Genomic DNA, 18,671 nt, shown 5'->3' on the forward strand with positions numbered 1-18,671 from the left:
GTACGTACGCAGGCGCGCTTTTTTTATGCCGGATAAATGTTCCGGAGGCCTCCCCTGTCGCAGAGTGGCTGCGCTAGAATGCATTCGCAATTTCTAGCCAGAAAGCTATTTTCCCTACTCACCGAACATCCACGATGCGACTTCCTGCACTGACTTTCCTTGCCGCGCCGTTCTGCGCGCTCCTTGCGCTTCCGGCAACAGCCGCGCCCACCCCGATTACCCTCGACCAGGCGATGGCCCATCCGGACTGGATCGGCAATCCCGTCGAACAGGCGTGGTGGGGCTGGAACGGCAAGGACGTGTACTTCAAGCAGAAGCGCACCGGCTCGCAGCTGCGCGACACCTTCGTCGTTGCACAAAACGGCGCCCACAAAGTCGCCGACACCGAACTGTCCAGGCTCGACAGCCCGGCCGTGGTCTATGACCGTGCACACAGCCGCACCATCATGGTGCGCAATGGCGACCTGTTCGAGCGCGACCTCAAAAGCGGTGCACTGGTTCAGATCACGCGCGGCGTGAAGGCCGAAGATCCGCAATTCTCCAGCGACGAGCGCGCGGTGCAGTTCCGTATCGGCCAGGACTGGTTCAGCTGGGATCGCGCCAGCCGCCTGCAGGCCCCGGTCGCCCTGCCGCGTGCGGCCAAGGATCCGGCGGCGCAGGACCCCGACGCACTGCGCGACATGCAGCTGCGCCTGATCACGACCCTCAAACGCGCGAAGGACGACCGCGACGCCGCGCGCGCCCGCCTCGACGAAGAGCGCCGTCTCGATCCCACCCGCGCCCCCGGCCAGGTCTACCTGGGCGACAAGGTCACGATCGAAGGCAGCGCATTGTCTCCCGACGGCCGCTGGCTGGTGGTCGTCACCGCCGCCAAGAGCGCCGATAAAGGCCGGGTCGGCAAGATGCCGCGCTACGTGACCGAATCGGGCTACGAAGAGATGGACGACGAGCGCACCCGCGTCGGACGCACCAATCCGGCGCCGCATCAACTGAAACTGATCGACCTGGCGTCCAGCCGCGTGCAGGACATCTCCTTCGACACCCTTCCCGGCATCGCGGTCGATCCGCTGGCCCAGCTGCGTGCAGCCGCCAGGCTCGATCCCCTGAAAGGCAACCGTCCACTGCGCATCGCCGACCGCGCCGACGCCATCCGCTGGAGCGGCGATGGCAGCCAGGCTGCCGTGATGCTGCGCGCCGTCGACAACAAGGACCGCTGGATCGCCACCATCGACCTGAAGGCGGCGACACTGAAGCCGCGCCACCGCCTGACCGACGAAGCCTGGGTCAACTTCGACAACAGCGAATTCGGCTGGCTGCCCGACAACCGCACGCTGTGGTACCTGTCGGAAGAAAGCGGCTACCCGCACCTGTACACGCAAGGGCTTGACGGCCGCGCCCGCGCGCTCACGAGCGGAAAATGGGAAGCCGGCGAGGTGCAGTGGAGCGCTGACGGCGGCACCGCCTACCTGCTCTGCAACCGCAAGAATCCTGGCACTTACGAAGTCTGCGCGGTGAACGCGAAGGACGGCGGCACGCGCGAAGTCACGAACCTGGAGGGGGTCGAGCGCTTCGCGCTGTCGCCGGACAGCCGCAAGCTGCTGGTGCACTATTCGATGAGCTACATGCCGGCCCAGCTGGCAACGGTGCCGGTCAGCGGCGGCGCGGCCGTCAGGCTGACCGACACGCGCACGGCGGACTATAAAGCGCGCGAATGGATCCAGCCCGAATACGTGGCCGTGCCCTCGAGCGACGGCGGCGATCCGGTCTGGTCCAAGCTGTATCGTCCCGCCAAAATGGAGCCGGGTAAAAAATACCCGGTCGTGATGTTCGTGCACGGCGCCGGCTACCTGCAGAACACGACCAAACGCTTCCCGGTCTACTTCCGCGAGCAGATGTTCCACAACCTGCTCGTCGAGAAGGGCTATGTCGTGCTCGACATGGACTACCGCGCCTCGAAGGGTTATGGCCGCAACTGGCGCACCGCCATCTACCGCCAGATGGGCCACCCGGAACTGGTCGACTACCAGGACGGCGTGAAGTACATGGTGGCGAATGTCCAGGGCGACGCGGCCAACGTCGGCATCTACGGCGGCAGCTACGGCGGCTTCATGACCTTCATGGCCCTGATGCGCGCACCCGAGATGTTCAAGTCGGGCGCAGCCCTGCGTCCGGTCACCGACTGGACCACCTACAACCACGAGTACACGGCGAACATCCTGAACACGCCCGACCTCGATCCGCAGGCCTATAAAGTGTCGTCGCCGATCGAGTACGCCGACAAGCTGCAGGGCAACCTGCTGATCGGTCACGGAATGGTCGACGACAACGTGTTCTACCAGGACTCGGTGCGCATGGCCCAGCGCCTGATCGAACTGAAAAAGGATAACTGGGAACTGGCGAGCTACCCGCTCGAGCGCCATGCCTACACCCAGCCGGAGAGCTGGTTCGACCAGTACCGCCGCATTTATAAACTGTTCGAACGCACGCTGAAGCAGTAAGCGCAAGCCGGCAGCACACAAACGGGCGCCCTCCGGGGCGCTTTTTGTTTTACTGTTGGCCTGTTATTCGTTCCTGCTCCGATTGCCTTCATGACACCTGCCCTGCTACGCCCGCTCTGCCTTCTTGTCGCGCTCTCCTGCGGCACCCTCCATGCCCAGGATCGCGGAAAGCCGGACGACACCGGCTTCGTCGGCCTGCCGACCACCGGCCAGCTCGATGCAAACCGCGTGCTCGAAGCGCGCCACGGCGCGCCGAAGGACGCCGCCGGCAAGGACCTCAAGGACGACAAGGCCGACAGGGACGACAGGGATGGCAAGGACGGCAAGGTTGGGCCAAGGCCCGCGCGCCCGGCCGCGAAAGGCATTACCGTGCCGACGGGCGGCATCACGGGCGTCGTCATCGAGAGCACGGCACGCGAAGCCCAGTCGAATGTGCCGGTGACCTTTGGCCAGGTGTTCGCGCCCGGCGACCTGCCTCGCGGCGCGGGCCTGTCAGGCAAGCTGGCCGACGGCACGCTGCTGCCGCTGCAGCTCGACGTCAAAGCCAGCCATCCGGATGGCTCGGTGCGCCACGCCGTCATTTCGCTGGTGCTGCCGCGCCTGGCCGCCGGCAAGGACCTCGGCCTTGCCCTGGTGAGGACCTCGAAAAAGGCTCACGGCCCCGCGCTCAAGCCGGAGAATCCGCCGGACACGGTGGTCAGCATCGTCGTCGACGGCGAGCGCTATACCGCCTCCAGCGCCGCCCTGCTGAAGGAACAGAAGGTACAGACCTGGCTGCAAGGACCGGCCGTGACCGAACTGCAGGTGGCCGCGCCGCTGAAGAACGCGAAGGGCGCCGAGCATCCGCACCTGGCCGCGCGCTTCGCCATCCGCAGCTACGCCGGCACGCGCAATGCGCGCGTCGACGTGGTGCTCGAGAACGACTGGGCCTACGAGCCCGAGCCGCGCAATTTCAGTTACGACGTCAGGATCACGGCCGGCGGCGAGACGCTCTACGAAAAGAAGGACTTGCTGCACTACCACCATGCGCGCTGGCGCACCGTGGCCTGGACCGGCGAAGCGCCTGCAATCCACCTGCGCCACGACAGCGCCTATCTGATCGCCACCCGCGCGTTGCCGAACTACGACCGCTCGATCCAGGTCCGCGACAGCATGCTGGCCGCGCTGGCCGCGAAATGGGAAGGCCCGAAGACCGAACCGATGGGCGTGGGCGTGGCCGAGCGCTCGATGGGCAACACCGGCGGGCGCAGCGACATCGGCCTGCTGCCCGGCTGGGGCGCTGCCTACCTGCTCAGCATGGACCCGCGCGCGAAGAAGGTCACGCTCGGCACCGCCGACCTGGCCGGCAGCTTCCCGATGCACTACCGCGACAAGCGCACCGGCCTGCCAATCAGCCTGCTCGACTACCCCTACATGACGCTGCTCGGCCATCCCTCGGACACGCGCAACCCCAAGACCGGCAAGCAGGAAGTCTTCCCGCCCTGCCGCAAGGAGCTGTGTAAAACGCCGAATGCGCCGGACGGTTCGCACCAGCCGGCCTTCGCCTACCTGCCCTACCTCGTCACCGGCGACCACTACTACCTCGAAGAGCTGCAGTTCTGGGCCATGTACAACGTGTTTTATTCGAACCCCGGCTACCGCAAGGATGCCCAGGGGCTGCTGGCCTCGGACCAGGTGCGCAGCCAGGCCTGGAACCTGCGCACCCTGGCCGAGGCGGCCTACATCACCCCCGACGGCCACCCGCTCAAGCGCCCGCTGGAAAAAATCCTCGACAGTAACCTCGACTGGTACAACGCCACCTATACCAATAACCCGCAGGCGAACCGGCTGGGTGTGCTGGTGATCGGCTATGCGATCGTCTACAAGGACAAGACCGCGATCGCGCCCTGGCAGGACGACTTCTTCACGGCCGCCGTCGGCCACGTGGCGGAACTCGGCTACAAGGAAGCCGAGCCCCTGCTCAAGTGGAAAGTGCGCTTTCCGATCAGCCGCATGACCGGGGAAGGCGTATGCTGGCTGGCCGGCGCCAACTACACCTACACGGTACGGCCATCGCCGACGGCGCCGCTGTTCGAGCGCATCGGCGACGCCTATGCAGCCACCGTCGGCCCCGACATCGCTTCCCTTCCCTGCGACGGCGACCGCATCGCTGCGGCGCTCAAGCAGAAGCCGGGCGACATGGGCGGCTATGCCGATGCCACCACCGGCTTCCCCTCCAACATGCAGCCGGCACTGGCCTACGCCGCCAGCGTCGGCGGCGAAGCCGGCCGCAAGGCCTGGGCCAGGTTCATGGCACGCAGCGTGAAGCCCGATTATGGCGAGGGGCCGCAGTTCGCGATCGTGCCGCGTTAAGCTGCATTGGCGTCGGAAAGCGGTAAAGAATTACAACTTGTAACCGCGATTGCATCGTCATCGGCCTTGTAGCATCTTGTGAGAACAATAACTCCACAAGGTCCTGACATGAGACGCTCGTCCGCCGCGCTGCCTGCCCTGGCAGCCGCATTGCTCCTCGCCGCCTGCAGCACGCAGAACCAGGCGCCGCAGCCTGTCGTTGCCGGCACTGCTGTCGCGCCGCCTCCGCCTCCCGCGTCCAACATGCCGCAGCGCGTGGATGTCACCGGCTCGAGCCTCAAACAGGGCCCGGTGTTCACCTATGCGCCCGCATCGCCGCTGATGTTCCCCATGGCGCCGGTGGTGCGCCTGCCCGGCGTCGACAAATTCCCCGATGTCCAGGCGAACAAGGCAATCCTGGTCGAGGAGCAGCCCGTCTCCACCTTCAGCACCGACGTCGATACGGCATCCTATGCCTTCGTGCGGCGCCAGCTGAACACCGGCCGGCTGCCGCCGCTCGCGGCCGTGCGCGTCGAAGAAATGGTGAACTACTTCCCCTACAACTACGCCCGTCCGGCGAGCCGCACCCAGCCCTTCGCGCTGACGACCGAGGTCATGCCGAGCCCGTGGAAAGCGGAGAACCAGCTGCTGCACATCGCCGTGCGCGGCTACGACATCCAGGCGGCGCAGCAGCCGCCGATGAACGTGGTGCTGCTGGTCGACGTCTCCGGCTCGATGGCGCCGCAGGACCGGCTGCCGCTGCTGAAACAGGGCTTCCGCCTGTTCGCCGAGCGCCTGCGGCCGCAGGACCGGGTCGCGATCGTCACCTACGCCAGCGGCACGAAAGTGGCGCTGGAACCGACCACGGGCAAAGACAAGGGCAAGATTCTCGACGCCATCGATGCCCTGGGTGCCGGCGGCGGCACGGCCGGCGCCGACGGCCTGCAGCGCGCCTATGCGCTGGCCGAGCGCCATATCGACAAGGGCGCCGTGAACCGCATCATCCTCGCGACCGACGGCGATTTCAATGTCGGCATCACCGACCCGCGCGAACTGGAGAAATTCGTCGCCGACAAGCGCAAGAGCGGCGTCTACCTGTCGATCCTCGGCGTCGGCAGCGGCAACCTGAACGACGCCCTGATGCAGCGCCTGGCGCAGTCGGGCAACGGCAACGCGGCCTACATCGACTCGCTGCTGGAGGCACGCAAGGCGCTGGGCGAGGAACTCGGCTCGACCATGTTCCCGATCGCGAACGACGTCAAGATGCAGGTCGAATTCAACCCGGCCCAGGTCGCCGCCTACCGCCTGATCGGCTACGAGACGCGCATGCTGGACCGCCAGGATTTTAAAGACGACAAGGTCGACGCCGGCGACATGGGCGCGGGCCATACCGTCACCGCGATCTACGAGATCACGCCGGCCTCCGCTGCGGGGAAACTGGTCGATCCGCTGCGCTACGGCGCGGGCAAGAAGCCGGCTTCGAGCGCGAAGAGCGACGAGCTGTGCTTCGTACGGGTGCGCTACAAGCTGCCGGGTGAGTCCAGCAGCCGCCTGGTCGAACAGCCGGTGCGCGCCGGATCGGTGCACAAGACACTGGCCTCGGCGCCGGCCGACCAGCGCTTCGCCGTCGCCGTCGCCGCCTTCGGCCAGCGCCTGCGCGGCGAGCAGCAGGTGGCCGATTACAGCTATGCCGACATCGCCGACCTGGCGAACGGTGCGCGGGGCGAGGATGCGGAAGGCTATCGGGCCGAGTTCGTGAAGCTGGTGCGGATGACGGAAGCGCTGGGCAAGGCCGGTGGAATCGGCCAGCCGTAGGGATTACGCCGACAGTAAATCGAAGAGGGTGAGGGCGACGACCTTGGTCGCTTTCCTCAGATCCTCCAGCGCCAGCTTCTCGTCCGCCTTCTTCGCATTCGATTCCGGCACCGTCCGCGGCCCGGCGCCGTACATCACGGCCGGAATCCCGCGCTCGCCATACAGGCGCGCATCCGCGTACAGCGGCGTACCGACCGCCGGAATGGCTTCGCCGAGCACCGCCCGTGCATTCTCCTGCAGGCTGCGCACCAGTTGATCCGCCCCTGGCAGCGGCCGCAGCGCCTGCGACAGCAGCAATCTCCGGATCTCGACCCGGATTCCGGGCAGGCCCTGCACCGCCTCCTCGATCAGCGCACGCACCCCCGCTTCCACGGCGGCCGGGTCTTCTTCCGGAATCATGCGCCGGTCCATTTTGAGGACCACCTTGCCCGGCACGACATTCGTGTTGGTCCCGCCATCGATACGCCCGACCAGCATGGTCGGCGAGTCGATCCCCGGCACGCTCGACTTGATCTTCTTCAGCTCCGGCAGCTGGCCATAGATCGCGTTCAGGACGCGCGTGGCGGCCTGCAGTGCATCATGCGCCGTCTCGGGCATGGCGCCGTGGCCGGCCTTGCCGTGCACCGTCACTTCCAGCTGCAGGCAGGCGTTGTGGGCGGTGACGACCTGGTAGCTGAAGCCGGCGGCGATCACCAGGTCCGGGTGCGTCAGCTTCTGTTCGAGCAGCCAGCCCGGACCGAGCAGGCCGCCGAACTCCTCGTCGTACGTGAAATGCAGCTCCACGCCGCCCCGCAAAGGCGCCTTCAATGCTTCGAGTGCGCGCACGGCGAAGATATAGGTCGCGAAGTCGCTCTTCGACACCGCCGCCGCGCGCCCGTACAGGTAGCCATCCTCGATCTCGGCGCCGTAGGGCGGCCTGGTCCAGCCCTCGCCCGGCGGCACCACGTCGCCGTGGGCGTTCAGGGCGATCGTCGGACCGCCCGCGCCGTAGGGCCGGCGCACGATCAGGTTCGTGATGCTCTCCATGCCGTAGTCGCGCACCTCCTGCGCCGGCACCGTGTGGCGCTCGGCCTGCCAGCCGAAGCTTTCCACCATGCCGGCGATCGCTTCCGCATGCGGCGCGTTGTTGCCGGGCGGGGTATCGGTCGGGATGCGCACCACCGACTGCAGAAAGGCGACCTGCTCGTCGAAGTGGGCGTCGATCCAGTCGAGCAGCTGCTGTTTGGTGTCCATATTTTTATTTACCCCGCTTGTTTACCTGCTTATTTACTTACCTTTGCGCCGGCTTCGAACCAGGCGCCGACCTGCGCCCGTTCGGCGTCGGTCATGTGGGTGAGATTCGCCAGCGGCATCGCCTTCAGCTGCACCGTCTGCTGGTAGATGCGCGCCGCGTGCTGGGCGACCAGTTCGGGCGAATCGAGCATGACCCCGGCCGGCGCGGTGGCGAAGCCGGGTTGCGTTGGATGCGCGGAATGGCAGGCCACGCAGCGCTGGTCGACGATGCTCTTGACCTGCGTGAACTGGCCGGCCGTGTCCACGCCCGGCTGCTGCGCCGTGGGCGCTTTCGGCGCAATCAGCACCGCCAGCACGGCCAGCAGCGCGACGCCGGCCGCCGGATACTTCCACTCGATGCGGCCCTTGTGGCGCAGGTTGAAGAAATGGCGGATCAACACGCCCGCCGCCATGATCACCGCCAGCACCGCCCAGGCGTGTTCGTGGCGATAGGTCATCGCATAGTGGTTGCTGATCATGAGGAACAGCACCGGCAGCGTGAAGTAATTATTGTGGACCGAGCGCTGCTTGGCGCGGATGCCATGGACGGGATCGGGCTTCCCGCCGGCCAGCATGGCATCGACCATCTTGCGCTGCCCGGGAATGATCACGTGGGCCACGTTGGCAACCATGATGGTGCCGATCATCGCGCCGATATGGAGGTAGGCCGCGCGGCCGCTGAGCAAATGCGTCAGCACGTATGCGCTGCCGACCAGGAAGGCGAAGATGACGAGGCCGAACGCCAGGTCGCGTTTGCCGAGCGGTGATTTGCACAGCAGGTCGTACACCAGCCAGCCGGCCACCAGGCTCCCGAGGCCGATGCCGACCGCCTGCCAGCTGCTCAGATCGGCCACGCTGCGGTCGACCATCATCGCCTGCGCGTTCAGGTAGTAGACGATGAACAGCAGCGCGAAACCCGACAGCCAGGTCGAATAGGCTTCCCACTTGAACCAGTGCAGTTCCGTCGGCAGTTCGGCGGGCGCCACCAAGTATTTCTGCGGATTGTAGAAGCCGCCCCCGTGCACGGCCCACAGCTCGCCGGCGACGCCCTTCTTCGCAAGGTCGGAGCCGGGCGCGGGCGGCTTGATCGTGTTGTCGAGCCAGACGAAATAGAAGGAGGCGCCGATCCAGGCGATGCCCGTGATGATGTGCAGCCAGCGCACCAGCAGGTTGAGCCATTCGAGGCCATAGGAGGCGAACACGTCCATGCAGGGTCCTTGTAGCGTGATTTCACTGACGATAAACCGATTTCATTTTGTACAACATGAAAGTTGACGTATATTCGACATACCCGATTTCATATACAACAAGCCCATGGCCGCCCTGCCCCAGCACCTGGATATCCACCTGATCCGTATCCTCTATCTGCTGCTGGTCGAGAAGAACGTCTCGCGGGTGGCCCTGAAACTGAACCAGCCGCAGCCTTCGATCTCGGCCTCGCTGCGCAAACTGCGCGAACTGACGGGCGACCCGCTGCTCGTGCGCGGCGCGCGCGGGATGGTGCCGACCCAGCACGGCGAAAGCCTGCTCAAACCCGCCAAGCGCATCCTCGACGAGACCGAGAGCCTGTTCGTCAAAAAGTCGGCCTTCGTCCCCGAAGAGGCGGCGCGCACTTTTCATATTGCCGCGCCCGACTACCTCGACACCCAGTTCCTGCCGAACGTGGTCGCCGCCGTGCGCCGCGGCTCGCCCAACAGCCGGGTCGCGATCCACGGCATGGGCGCCGGCGCCGACTACCTGCGCATGCTCTCCGACGGCGAAATGGACCTGGTGATCGCCAACTGGGACGAGCCGCCCGCGCACCTGCACATCTCGAAACTGTTCGAGGACCCGATCGTCTGCACCATGCGCGCCGACAGCCCCTACGCGCGCAGGACGGACGCCGACGCGATGACCATCGAAGACTACCTCAGTTTGCCGCACGTGGCACCCTCGCAGACGCTGCCCGGCTACCACGGCGTGATCGATTCCTTCCTCGCGCGCCAGGGGATGCAGAGAAAAATCGCGGTCGAGTCGCCCTACTTCGGGCTGATTCCCTACATGCTGACCCAGACCGACCTGGTGCTGACCACCGGCCGCCAGTTCATGCGTTTTTATGAGAAGACGCTGCCGCTGAAGACGTTTACGATGCCCCTGAAATTCCCGCCGATGCGCTTCTACCAGCTGTGGCACCAGCGCGTGCACCAGTCGTCCGAGCACAAATGGCTGCGCGACCAGGTGAGCCAGGCTGCGCGGGCGCTGGTACAAAAATAAGGTATATGCGCAGGCTTATGATTGAACCGCGCGCAGGATTTATCATCGAATGCTTGACCACCCGAGGCCGACCATGACCACGCTTGCAAGCCTGAACACCTTGACTGACTCCGCCTTTGTCGCGGCTCTGGACGGCATCTACGAGCACTCGCCCTGGATTGCACAGCGCGCGGCAGCACGCCGGCCGTTTGCGACGCTCGCCGCGCTCAAGCTGGCGCTGCAGGACGTCGTGAATACCTCGAGCGAGGCTGAGCGTCTCGGCCTGCTGCGCGCGCACCCTGAGCTGGCGGGCAAGGCGGCCATCGCGGGCGAGCTGACGCAGGAGTCGACGAGCGAGCAGGCGGCTTCCGGCCTGAACCTGTGCAGTGCCGGGGAATACGCGCGGCTGCACGCCCTGAACGCCGAATACAACGACAAGTTCGGCTTCCCCTTCATCCTGGCCGTGAAGGGCCCGACCGGGCGCGGGCTGACGCGCACCAGCATCATCGAGACCTTCGCCCGGCGCCTGAAGAACACGCGGCCCGATGAATTCGCCGAGGCCCTGCGCCAGGTGCACCGCATCGCCGAAATCCGCCTCAACGCTTTATTCGACGTGGCGCCGCAACTGGGCGCGCAGGTGATGGACTGGTGCGAAACGATCGGCGCCTGGAGCGACCCCGACACAGGCCTCACTTGCGCCTATCTCACGCCCGCACACCGGCGCACCGCCGCACAGATCATGCAGTGGATGGCCGACGCCGGCATGGAAGCCCACATCGACGCGGTCGGCAATGTGGTCGGGCGCTACGCCGCGCATGACCCGGATGCGAAGACGCTGATGACCGGTTCGCACTACGACACGGTGCGTAACGGCGGCAAGTACGACGGGCGGCTCGGCATCCTGCTGCCGATTGCCATCGTGGCCCACCTGCACGCGCGCGGCGAGCGCCTGCCCTTCCACCTCGACGTGGTCGGCTTCGCCGAAGAAGAAGGCGTGCGCTTTCGCAGCACCTTCCTCGGCAGCAGCGCGATCACCGGCCAGTTCGACCCGGCGCTGCTGGACGCGCTCGACGCCGACGGCATCGCGCTGCGCGACGCGATCCGCGCCGCCGGCCAGGAGCCCGGCGCCATCGCATCGATTGCCCGCAAGCCGGAAGACCTGCTCGGTTTCGTCGAAGTCCACATCGAACAGGGACCGGTGCTGCTCGAACGCGGCTTGCCGGTTGGCGTCGTCACCGCGATCGCCGGCAGCTCGCGCTATCTGGTCGAACTGACGGGCGTGGCGAGTCACGCCGGCACCACCCCGATGGGCATGCGGCGCGATGCCGCCGCCGCCGCCGCCGAAATCGTGCTGCTGGTCGAGGAACGCTGCAGCGGTGTGCCGTCTCTGGTCGGCACCGTCGGCCAGCTCGAGGTGCCGGGCGGTTCCGTCAACGTGATCCCGGGCGCCTGCAAGCTCTCGCTCGACATCCGCGCCGCCATCGACGCCGTGCGCCTGGCAGCCGTGGACGACATCCTGGCCGGCATCAGTGCCATCTGCGCGCGGCGCGGGATCGAGGAAAAGCTGTGGAAGATCGTCGAGGCCGACGCTGCTCCGTGTGCGCCGCGCCTGATGGACGCGCTGGGCGCGGCGGTCGAGCGCGCGGGCGTGCCACGCTTCGACCTGCTGTCGGGGGCCGGCCACGATGCGATGCAAATGGCGCAGATCACCGAGGTCGCGATGCTGTTCACCCGCTGCGGCAACGGCGGCATCAGCCACAACCCGCTGGAGACGATGACGGCGGACGACGCGGAACTGGCCGGACAGGTGCTGCTCGACTTCCTGCGCAGCTACCCGGCCTGAGGGACAGGCTTCGCGGTCCCCGGAAGCATGCCGCGCACGGTGAGGCCGATGGACAGGCCGATCGATGCGAGCAGGAAGGGACCGCCCAAGGCCTCGCTCAGCCTGTCACCCGCCGCCACGCCGACCAGGAACAGCGCGCCGAACCAGATACCGATCGACCACAGGACGCAGCATGCGATCAGCATGAAGGGATTGCGCCGGATGCCGGGGGCGGCCGCCACGGCCTGCGATGCGCCGCAGACTGGACAGGCGCCGCTGCCATCATGCACGTCGCCGGCACAGCCCGGGCAAAAGACCATTTCCATGTTCGCTCTCCATCGGTTGCGGGTCGATGCGGCTGCTGCGATTAATGCGCGCAGAAAAGATTACCTGGCGGGCAGCGCGAGGTCATGCGGGCTGTCATTGTCAATGTAGGGCCATCGACATCGATGTCAAGGAAGTCCCATGTTCGTGCTCCGTCCTGCTTACCCTGAAGAAATTCCCCTGCTATGGGCGCTGCGCACCCGCGCGGTCGCCCACGCCTGTGCGGCGCACTACAGCGCAGCCGTGCTGGCGGCCTGGCTCAGCTCACCGCCACCGGCTTCCCTACATCAATTGGTGGCCCAGGGTGGCGGCATCGTCGCCGAGGACGACGCCCGCCTGCTTGGCTATGGGGTATTGAATGCGGCCAGTGGCGAGGTCGACGCCGTCTTCGTCGAGCCGGCGCAGCACGGACGCGGGATCGGCGCGCTGCTGCTGAAGGCGGTCAAGGATGCCGCCCGCGCGGCCGGCTGCGGGCGCCTGTTCCTGCCGGCTTCGCTGAATGCGGTGCCCTTCTACGGGCGCGCGGGTTTTACCGCGGTGCGTGAGGAGATGTATCCGCACAGGTCGGGGATCGGAATACCGTCCGTGCTGATGGAAAAGCTGCTCGGCTGAGGCTGCTACCGCTTCCCCCGCCGCGCCAGCACCAGCGCAATCCCGCCCAGGATCGCCACTGAAGCCAGCACCAGCCGCAGTGTCAGCGGCTCGGAAAGGAACAGCACCGCCCCGAACGCGGTCATCACGGGCACCGACAACTGCACCGTCGCCGCCTGCATCGCCGTCAACCTGCGCAGGGCCGTGTACCAGAGCGCATACCCGAAGCCGGACGTCACCGCGCCCGACACGATCGCAAGCAGGATGCCTGCGGCGTCGGCATGGGCGACGCCGGTGAACGGCAGCCACAGCACGAAACCCAGCGGCGCCGCGCGCAGGAAATTGCCGGCCGTGGCGCGCAAAGGATCGGGCGCACCGCGGCCGCGCAGCGAATACACGCCCCAGGCCGCCCCGGCCAGGGCCATCGACACGGCAGCGAGAAGCGGCGGCGCACTCACCCCCGGCAGCACCAGGTAGACCAGGCCCGCCGCCGCCAGTCCCAGCCCGCACCAGGCCGTCAGCGGGAAGCGCTCGCCGCCCCGCAGCGCCCAGCCGAACATGGTCAGCTGGACGGCGCCGAACAGGACCAGCGCCCCGGTTCCTGCCGCCAGGCCGACATAGGCAAACGAGAAAAAAGCGACATACGCGAACAGCATCGCCGCCGACATCCAGTCGCCGTGCACGCTCGTTTCGTGCCCCGCGCGCCAGCGCACGATCAGTGCCAGCGCCAGTGCGCCGGAGGCCAGGCGGATCGCACCGAAGCTGGCCGGATCGATGCCGCCGCGCGCCAGGGCCAGGCGGCACAGCAGGGAGTTGGCGGCAAAGGCGAGCATCGCCGCCGCCGTCAAGGCCAGCGTTGCGAGCTGCGGCGTGTCGGCGGCGCGGTCACGCATGGACGGCCCCCGGTGCAGGCGCCCGGTTCCACACGTGCGGGGCCGCGCCCGCTGCGCGCGTGACATGATCCCGCTGCTGGACGGAAGGTTCAAGCCGGCTGGGGTGCGCCGTCGACATCGGGGAAGTGGTCGCCGAAACTGGGTTGGACACCCTCGGGCCGTGCTGGTTCAGCATCCTGGCACGCATGCGGCCGTGCCGGCGCCGGCACGCCCACGACAAAGCGCGCGCGTTTCGCCTACTCGAACTCGCGCGGCGGCGCGCGCCTGGCCGTCGCCCGGCTCTTGAGCCAGTCGCGTCCGCCCGCATTCAGCGCGCGCGTGACGACTGCCGGCGGCAGGCTGTACACGGTGGCCCAGGTGGCGCGCCCATCTGCCCCGTTCGAGGGAAAGCTGCTGGTCTCGATCGGCCAGTTGTACTTGCGTTTCAGGGTGCGGACGATGGCCGCCAGCGTGACCCGGCCGCGCAGCGGCTCGGCGCCGGTCTGGTCTTCGTCGGACAGCAGCACCGCCAGCACGGCGCCACGCGCGGTCAGCGGACCGGGAAAGGTAGGGGTTTTGCTCGGCATGCGGGCATTGTAGCGGCGTTTTCGCAAGGCCAGTGCACGCCGGCACCGTGTGGACGCGGCGACTCTCCGGCTGCGCCGCGCTCGCCCCGGCCCGCATCAGATGCTCGCTGCTTCGCCTGCGACGACTGCGTCCTGCGCGACGCCGGCCCGTTCCAGCATCGCATGCAGCAGGACATTGCAGCCGGCCTCGAGGTGGGCGGGCTGCGCATCCTCGATCTCGTTGTGGCTGATGCCATCCTTGCAGGGCACGAAGATCATGCCCGAGGGCGCGACCCGCGCCGTGTAGATGGCGTCGTGGCCGGCGCCCGAGACCACGTCCATCGTCGAATAGCCGAGCTTGGCGGTGGCCGCACGGACGGCGTCCACGCAATCGGGATGGAAGGGGCAAGGCGGGTAATAGGAGACGCGCTCGATCTCGATGCCCAGGCCGGTCTCGCGTTGCGTCTTCGCGACGAACGCCAGCATCTCCTCGTGCATCGTGTTGAGGAGCGCGTCGTTCACGTTGCGCAGGTCGATGCTGAATTTCACCTGGCCGGGAATCACGTTGCGGCTGTTCGGGAACACCTGCACCATGCCGACCGTGCCGCGTCCGTAGGGCGGGTAGCGGTTCGCAATCGCGACGACCTCCTGCATGATGGTGGTGGCGACCTGCAGCGCGTCGCGGCGCAAGCCCATCGGCGTCGGGCCGGCGTGGGCTTCCATACCGGACACCGTGCAGTCGTACCAGGACAGGCCCATCACGGCCGGCACCACGCCGATCACCTTGTCGGCGTCTTCCAGCACCGGGCCCTGTTCGATGTGCGCTTCAAAGTAGGCGCCGATCGGATGCTGGCCGGGTTCCTGGTCGCCGAGGTAGCCGATGCGCTCGAGCTCCTCGCGCACGGTCTTGCCGTCGACGTCCTTCGCTGCATAGGCGGTCTCCAGGCTGAAGGCGCCGCAGAACACGCCGGACCCCATCATCACCGGCACGAAACGCGAGCCCTCCTCGTTGGTCCAGAAGGCGACCTCGATCGGGGCCTCCGTCACGATGTTGCGGTCGTTCAGGGTGCGCACGACTTCGATGCCGGCCAGCACGCCATAGTTGCCGTCGAATTTGCCGCCGGTCGGCTGGGTGTCGACGTGGCTGCCGGTGACGATCGGGGGCAGGCTGTTGTCGCGGCCTGCGCGGCGCATGAAGACGTTGCCGATCTTGTCGACGGTGACGCTCATGCCGGCTGCGCGCGCCCAGCCGACGACGAGGTCGCGGCCCTGGCGGTCGAGGTCGGTCAGGGTGAGGCGCTTGACGCCGCCTTTGGGGGTGGCGCCGATCCGGGCGAGCTCCATCAGGGAGTTCCACAGGCGTTGGCCGTTGATGCGCAGGGTGTCGGGCATGATTGTTTTCCGTTGGGAGTTCAAGCTTGCGTCGTGGTGAATGCCGGCCGGTCGATGTGGCGGCCGGCGCCCTCTTCCGCGCGCAAGTCGCCACGTTCGAAGACGAGCTTGCCGGCGGCAATCGTGTGCGTGGGAATGCCGCGTACGGTGCGGCCTTCGAAGACGTTGAAGCCGCCTTTCGCGAACTGGGTTTTCGCCGAGATGGTCCGGGTGCCGTTCGGGTCCCAGACGACGAGGTCGGCATCGGCCCCGACCTCGATCACGCCTTTTCTCGGGTACATATTAAAAATCTGCGCGGCGTTGGTCGAGGTGACGCGCACGAATTCGGAGGGCGTCAGGGTGCCCGAGTTGACGCCGGCGTCCCAGACGATCGCCATGCGTTCCTCGACGCCGCCGCAGCCGTTCGGGATCCGCGTGAAATTGTCGGCACCGGCCGCCTTCTGTTCGGCGCAGAAGGTGCAGTGGTCGGTCGCCGTCGTGTGCAGGTTGCCCCCACGCAGGCCCTGCCACAGCGCCGCCTGGTGATGCTTGCCGCGAAACGGCGGGCTCATCACGTGGCCGCGGGCGAAATCCTCGTCTTCGCTGGCGTACACGCTGTCGTCGATGACGAGGTGGCCAGCCAGCGCTTCGCCGTACACGCGCTGTCCCTTGGCACGGGCACGGGTGATGGCCTCGAGCGACTCGGCGCAGGACACGTGCACGATGTAGACGGGCGTACCGAGCACCTTGGCGATGGCAATGGCGCGGTTCGCCGCCTCGGCCTCGACTTCCGGCGGACGCGACAGCGGATGCGCCCTGGCGCCGGTGATACCCTTTTGCAGCAGTTCCTGCTGCAACTGATAGACGAGTTCTCCGTTCTCGGCGTGGACCGTCGGGATCGCCCCCAGTTCCAGCGCGCGCCGGAAACTTTTCACGAGCGTTTCGTCGTCCGCCATGATCGCGTTTTTGTAGGCCATGAAATGTTTAAAACTGTTCACGCCGTGCTCGCGCACCAGCGTGCCCATGTCGGCGTGCACGGACTCATCCCACCAGGTCACGGCCACGTGGAAGGTGTAGTCGCCGGCCGACTTCCTCGCCCAGCCGCGCCAGGTGCGGTAGGCCTCCAGCAGCGACTGCTTCGGATCGGGAATCACGAAATCCATGATCGTCGTCGTGCCGCCCGCCAGGCCAGCCGCGGTCCCCGTAAAAAAATCGTCGGCGGTGACGGTGCCCATGAACGGCAGCTGCATGTGGGTGTGGGTGTCGATCCCGCCCGGCATCACATACTGTCCGCCCGCGTCGATGACGGTGGCGTTCGCGGGCGCGTCCAGCTGCTCGCCGACGGCCACGATCTTGTCGCCAAAACAGAGCACGTCGCCGCGGAAGGCGCGGTCGGCGTTCACGATGGTGCCGCCGCGGATAATCGTCGTCATGGGCATCTCTCCAGGTTTGCTAGGAATTCGCAGCCGGACGCAGCGCCGGCAGCGCGCGTCCTTTCATCATCAGGCCGTAGGCAAGCCCGGAAATGAGCACGCCGACGAACCAGGCATAGGTATAAATCGTCTTGAAGGTCGCCCCCACTTCCGGGAACGAGGCCGGGAAGGCGGCGTTCAGGAAGCCCGGGATGTTCGGCGCCACGCCCAGCACGAAAGCGACGATGGCCGCGACGTTCCAGCCGCTGCCGTACGAATAGATGCCGCCATGGCGGTAGAGCTGGTCGACGTCGAGGGCGGTCTTGCGGATGAAATAGTAGTCGATGATCAGGATGCCGGCGATCGGCCCCAGCAGTGCGGAATAGCCGATCAGCCAGGTGAAGATATAGCCCTGGGTCGTCTCCAGGATTTTCCAGGGCATCATCACCAGCGCGATGCCGGCCGTCAGGTAGCCGCCTGCACGGTAGCTGATGGTCTTTGGCGCCAGCGCGGAAAAGTCGTAGGCCGGGCCGACCAGGTTGGCGGCGAGGTTGACGCTGACGGTGTCGATCAGCAGCACGATCAGGGCGATCAATACGGCCACGCCCGTCATGCGGCTGGCGACGTCGACCGGATCCCACAAGGCCTTGCCGTACAGGACCACGGTGGCCGAGGTGACGATCACGGCCAGGGCCGCGAGCAGGCCCATCGGTGCCGGCAGGCCGATGGTCTGGCCGATGACCTGGTCGCGCTGGGATTTGGCGAAGCGGGTGAAGTCGGGGATGTTCAGCGCCAGCGTCGCCCAGAAACCGACCATGGCCGTGAGCGAGGGCCAGAAGGTGCTCCAGAACTGGCCGGCCTTCTTGCCGCCTTCGACGAATTGCGACGGCTGGTCGAGCAGCGGACCGAAGCCGCCCGCCTTGTTGTACACCCAGCCGAGCAGCACGAAGCAGATGACGATCTTCAGCGGCGCGGTCCAGGTTTCCAGTTTGCGGATCGCGTCCATGCCGTGCACGATGAAATAGAACTGGATCGCCCAGAAGGCCAGGAAACAGAGCAGCTGGCCGAGGTTGATGCCCAGGCCCGCGATCGGCTCGCCGCCGACCGGATGTCCGGCCAGCACGCCCAGCAGCGTATAGATCATGCTGCCGCCAAACCAGGTCTGGATGCCGTACCAGCCGCAAGCGACGATCGCGCGCATCAGGGCCGGCAGCTTGGCGCCCGAGGTGCCGAAGGAGGCGCGCGCCAGCACCGCATACGGGATGCCGTATTTGGTGCCGGCATGGCCGATCAGGAGCATCGGCAGCAGCACGATGGCGTTCGCCAGGAACACCGTCCACACCGCTTGCCAGCCGGACATGCCGGCTTCGATCAGGCTGGCCGAGAGCGTATAGGCGGGGATGCACATCACCATGCCGACCCAGAGCGCGGCGAAGTGGTACCAGCGCCAGGTGCGCTGCGCGGCGCTGGTGGGCGCCAGATCGTGATTCCAGAGTTCGGTGCTGACAGGGTGTTGCGTCACGGTACGGTTTTCCAAACGGATCTCTCCAAACAGGTTGCTGATG

General features: G+C 66.7%; 14 protein-coding genes. 6 read left to right on the top strand and 8 right to left on the bottom strand.

Annotation, left to right across the window (positions count from 1 at the left end):
- Positions 1-134 precede the first annotated feature (134 nt).
- The 3 genes from LPB04_RS00670 (at position 135) to LPB04_RS00680 (ending at position 6,644) form a co-directional block, all read left to right on the top strand.
- The gene (locus tag LPB04_RS00670; RefSeq protein ID WP_193686907.1) at positions 135-2,498 is read left to right on the top strand and encodes a S9 family peptidase; all 2,364 of its coding nucleotides are present in this window, start codon (positions 135-137) and stop codon (positions 2,496-2,498) included.
- A 90-nt stretch (positions 2,499-2,588) separates the two neighbouring features.
- Positions 2,589-4,850, top strand: a complete 2,262-nt coding sequence (locus LPB04_RS00675) for a hypothetical protein (RefSeq protein WP_227496570.1) — start codon at positions 2,589-2,591, stop codon at positions 4,848-4,850.
- A gap of 108 nt (positions 4,851-4,958) precedes the next feature.
- Complete coding sequence (locus LPB04_RS00680; RefSeq protein ID WP_193686908.1) at positions 4,959-6,644, top strand: vWA domain-containing protein; 1,686 nt, start codon at positions 4,959-4,961, stop codon at positions 6,642-6,644.
- 3 nt (positions 6,645-6,647) lie between these two features.
- Here the strand turns inward: LPB04_RS00680 and LPB04_RS00685 are convergent, their stop codons facing one another.
- Both LPB04_RS00685 and LPB04_RS00690 read right to left on the bottom strand, forming a co-directional pair.
- Complete coding sequence (locus LPB04_RS00685) at positions 6,648-7,877, bottom strand: M20/M25/M40 family metallo-hydrolase (protein ID WP_193686909.1); 1,230 nt, start codon at positions 7,875-7,877, stop codon at positions 6,648-6,650.
- 29 nt (positions 7,878-7,906) lie between these two features.
- The gene (locus tag LPB04_RS00690; RefSeq protein ID WP_193686910.1) at positions 7,907-9,124 is read right to left on the bottom strand and encodes a urate hydroxylase PuuD; all 1,218 of its coding nucleotides are present in this window, start codon (positions 9,122-9,124) and stop codon (positions 7,907-7,909) included.
- Positions 9,125-9,230: 106 nt separating this feature from the next.
- Between LPB04_RS00690 and LPB04_RS00695 the strand changes: the two genes are divergently transcribed.
- Together LPB04_RS00695 and LPB04_RS00700 are read left to right on the top strand one after the other, a co-directional pair.
- On the top strand, positions 9,231-10,169 hold the full coding sequence (locus LPB04_RS00695) for a LysR substrate-binding domain-containing protein (RefSeq protein ID WP_193686911.1): 939 nt from the start codon (positions 9,231-9,233) through the stop codon (positions 10,167-10,169).
- A gap of 73 nt (positions 10,170-10,242) precedes the next feature.
- The gene (locus LPB04_RS00700; protein WP_193686912.1) at positions 10,243-11,991 is read left to right on the top strand and encodes an allantoate amidohydrolase; all 1,749 of its coding nucleotides are present in this window, start codon (positions 10,243-10,245) and stop codon (positions 11,989-11,991) included.
- Here the strand turns inward: LPB04_RS00700 and LPB04_RS00705 are convergent.
- Positions 11,979-12,296 carry a hypothetical protein gene (locus LPB04_RS00705; RefSeq protein ID WP_193686913.1) on the bottom strand — a complete coding sequence of 106 codons (318 nt, stop codon included), beginning with the start codon at positions 12,294-12,296 and terminating at the stop codon, positions 11,979-11,981. The genes LPB04_RS00700 and LPB04_RS00705 overlap by 13 nt on opposite strands.
- 139 nt (positions 12,297-12,435) lie before the next feature.
- On the opposite strand from LPB04_RS00705, the gene LPB04_RS00710 reads away from it, so the two are divergent.
- The gene (locus LPB04_RS00710; protein WP_193686914.1) at positions 12,436-12,906 is read left to right on the top strand and encodes a GNAT family N-acetyltransferase; all 471 of its coding nucleotides are present in this window, start codon (positions 12,436-12,438) and stop codon (positions 12,904-12,906) included.
- 5 nt (positions 12,907-12,911) lie between these two features.
- On the opposite strand, the gene LPB04_RS00715 is transcribed toward LPB04_RS00710, so the two are convergent.
- The 5 genes from LPB04_RS00715 to LPB04_RS00735 form a co-directional block, all read right to left on the bottom strand.
- The gene (locus tag LPB04_RS00715; protein ID WP_193686915.1) at positions 12,912-13,778 is read right to left on the bottom strand and encodes a DMT family transporter; all 867 of its coding nucleotides are present in this window, start codon (positions 13,776-13,778) and stop codon (positions 12,912-12,914) included.
- A 236-nt stretch (positions 13,779-14,014) separates the two neighbouring features.
- Complete coding sequence (locus LPB04_RS00720) at positions 14,015-14,344, bottom strand: hypothetical protein (RefSeq protein ID WP_193686916.1); 330 nt, start codon at positions 14,342-14,344, stop codon at positions 14,015-14,017.
- A 96-nt stretch (positions 14,345-14,440) separates the two neighbouring features.
- Positions 14,441-15,715 carry a Zn-dependent hydrolase gene (locus LPB04_RS00725; protein WP_193686917.1) on the bottom strand — a complete coding sequence of 425 codons (1,275 nt, stop codon included), beginning with the start codon at positions 15,713-15,715 and terminating at the stop codon, positions 14,441-14,443.
- 20 nt (positions 15,716-15,735) lie between these two features.
- Positions 15,736-17,127 (bottom strand): dihydropyrimidinase, encoded by a 1,392-nt coding sequence (gene hydA / locus LPB04_RS00730; RefSeq protein ID WP_193686918.1) that lies wholly within the window; start codon positions 17,125-17,127, stop codon positions 15,736-15,738.
- Positions 17,128-17,146: 19 nt separating this feature from the next.
- Entirely contained in the window at positions 17,147-18,628 is a 1,482-nt protein-coding gene (locus LPB04_RS00735) for an NCS1 family nucleobase:cation symporter-1 (RefSeq protein WP_193686919.1), read from the bottom strand.
- Between the last annotated feature and the right edge of the window lie 43 nt (positions 18,629-18,671).

It is taken from the genome of Massilia litorea, from assembly GCF_015101885.1.
Lineage (GTDB): Bacteria > Pseudomonadota > Gammaproteobacteria > Burkholderiales > Burkholderiaceae_D > Telluria > Telluria litorea.

What these genes read in the sequence shown, in the direction of transcription:
- LPB04_RS00675 (WP_227496570.1), top strand. Translation starts at nt 2,589, where the DNA reads ATGACACCTGCCCTGCTACGCCCGCTCTGCCTTCTTGTCGCGCTCTCC.
- LPB04_RS00720 (WP_193686916.1), bottom strand. Translation starts at nt 14,344, where the DNA reads ATGCCGAGCAAAACCCCTACCTTTCCCGGTCCGCTGACCGCGCGTGGC.
- LPB04_RS00695 (WP_193686911.1), top strand. Translation starts at nt 9,231, where the DNA reads ATGGCCGCCCTGCCCCAGCACCTGGATATCCACCTGATCCGTATCCTC.
- LPB04_RS00690 (WP_193686910.1), bottom strand. Translation starts at nt 9,124, where the DNA reads ATGGACGTGTTCGCCTCCTATGGCCTCGAATGGCTCAACCTGCTGGTG.
- LPB04_RS00700 (WP_193686912.1), top strand. Translation starts at nt 10,243, where the DNA reads ATGACCACGCTTGCAAGCCTGAACACCTTGACTGACTCCGCCTTTGTC.
- LPB04_RS00715 (WP_193686915.1), bottom strand. Translation starts at nt 13,778, where the DNA reads ATGCGTGACCGCGCCGCCGACACGCCGCAGCTCGCAACGCTGGCCTTG.
- LPB04_RS00725 (WP_193686917.1), bottom strand. Translation starts at nt 15,715, where the DNA reads ATGCCCGACACCCTGCGCATCAACGGCCAACGCCTGTGGAACTCCCTG.
- LPB04_RS00710 (WP_193686914.1), top strand. Translation starts at nt 12,436, where the DNA reads ATGTTCGTGCTCCGTCCTGCTTACCCTGAAGAAATTCCCCTGCTATGG.
- LPB04_RS00670 (WP_193686907.1), top strand. Translation starts at nt 135, where the DNA reads ATGCGACTTCCTGCACTGACTTTCCTTGCCGCGCCGTTCTGCGCGCTC.
- LPB04_RS00685 (WP_193686909.1), bottom strand. Translation starts at nt 7,877, where the DNA reads ATGGACACCAAACAGCAGCTGCTCGACTGGATCGACGCCCACTTCGAC.
- hydA (WP_193686918.1), bottom strand. Translation starts at nt 17,127, where the DNA reads ATGACGACGATTATCCGCGGCGGCACCATCGTGAACGCCGACCGCGCC.
- LPB04_RS00705 (WP_193686913.1), bottom strand. Translation starts at nt 12,296, where the DNA reads ATGGAAATGGTCTTTTGCCCGGGCTGTGCCGGCGACGTGCATGATGGC.
- LPB04_RS00680 (WP_193686908.1), top strand. Translation starts at nt 4,959, where the DNA reads ATGAGACGCTCGTCCGCCGCGCTGCCTGCCCTGGCAGCCGCATTGCTC.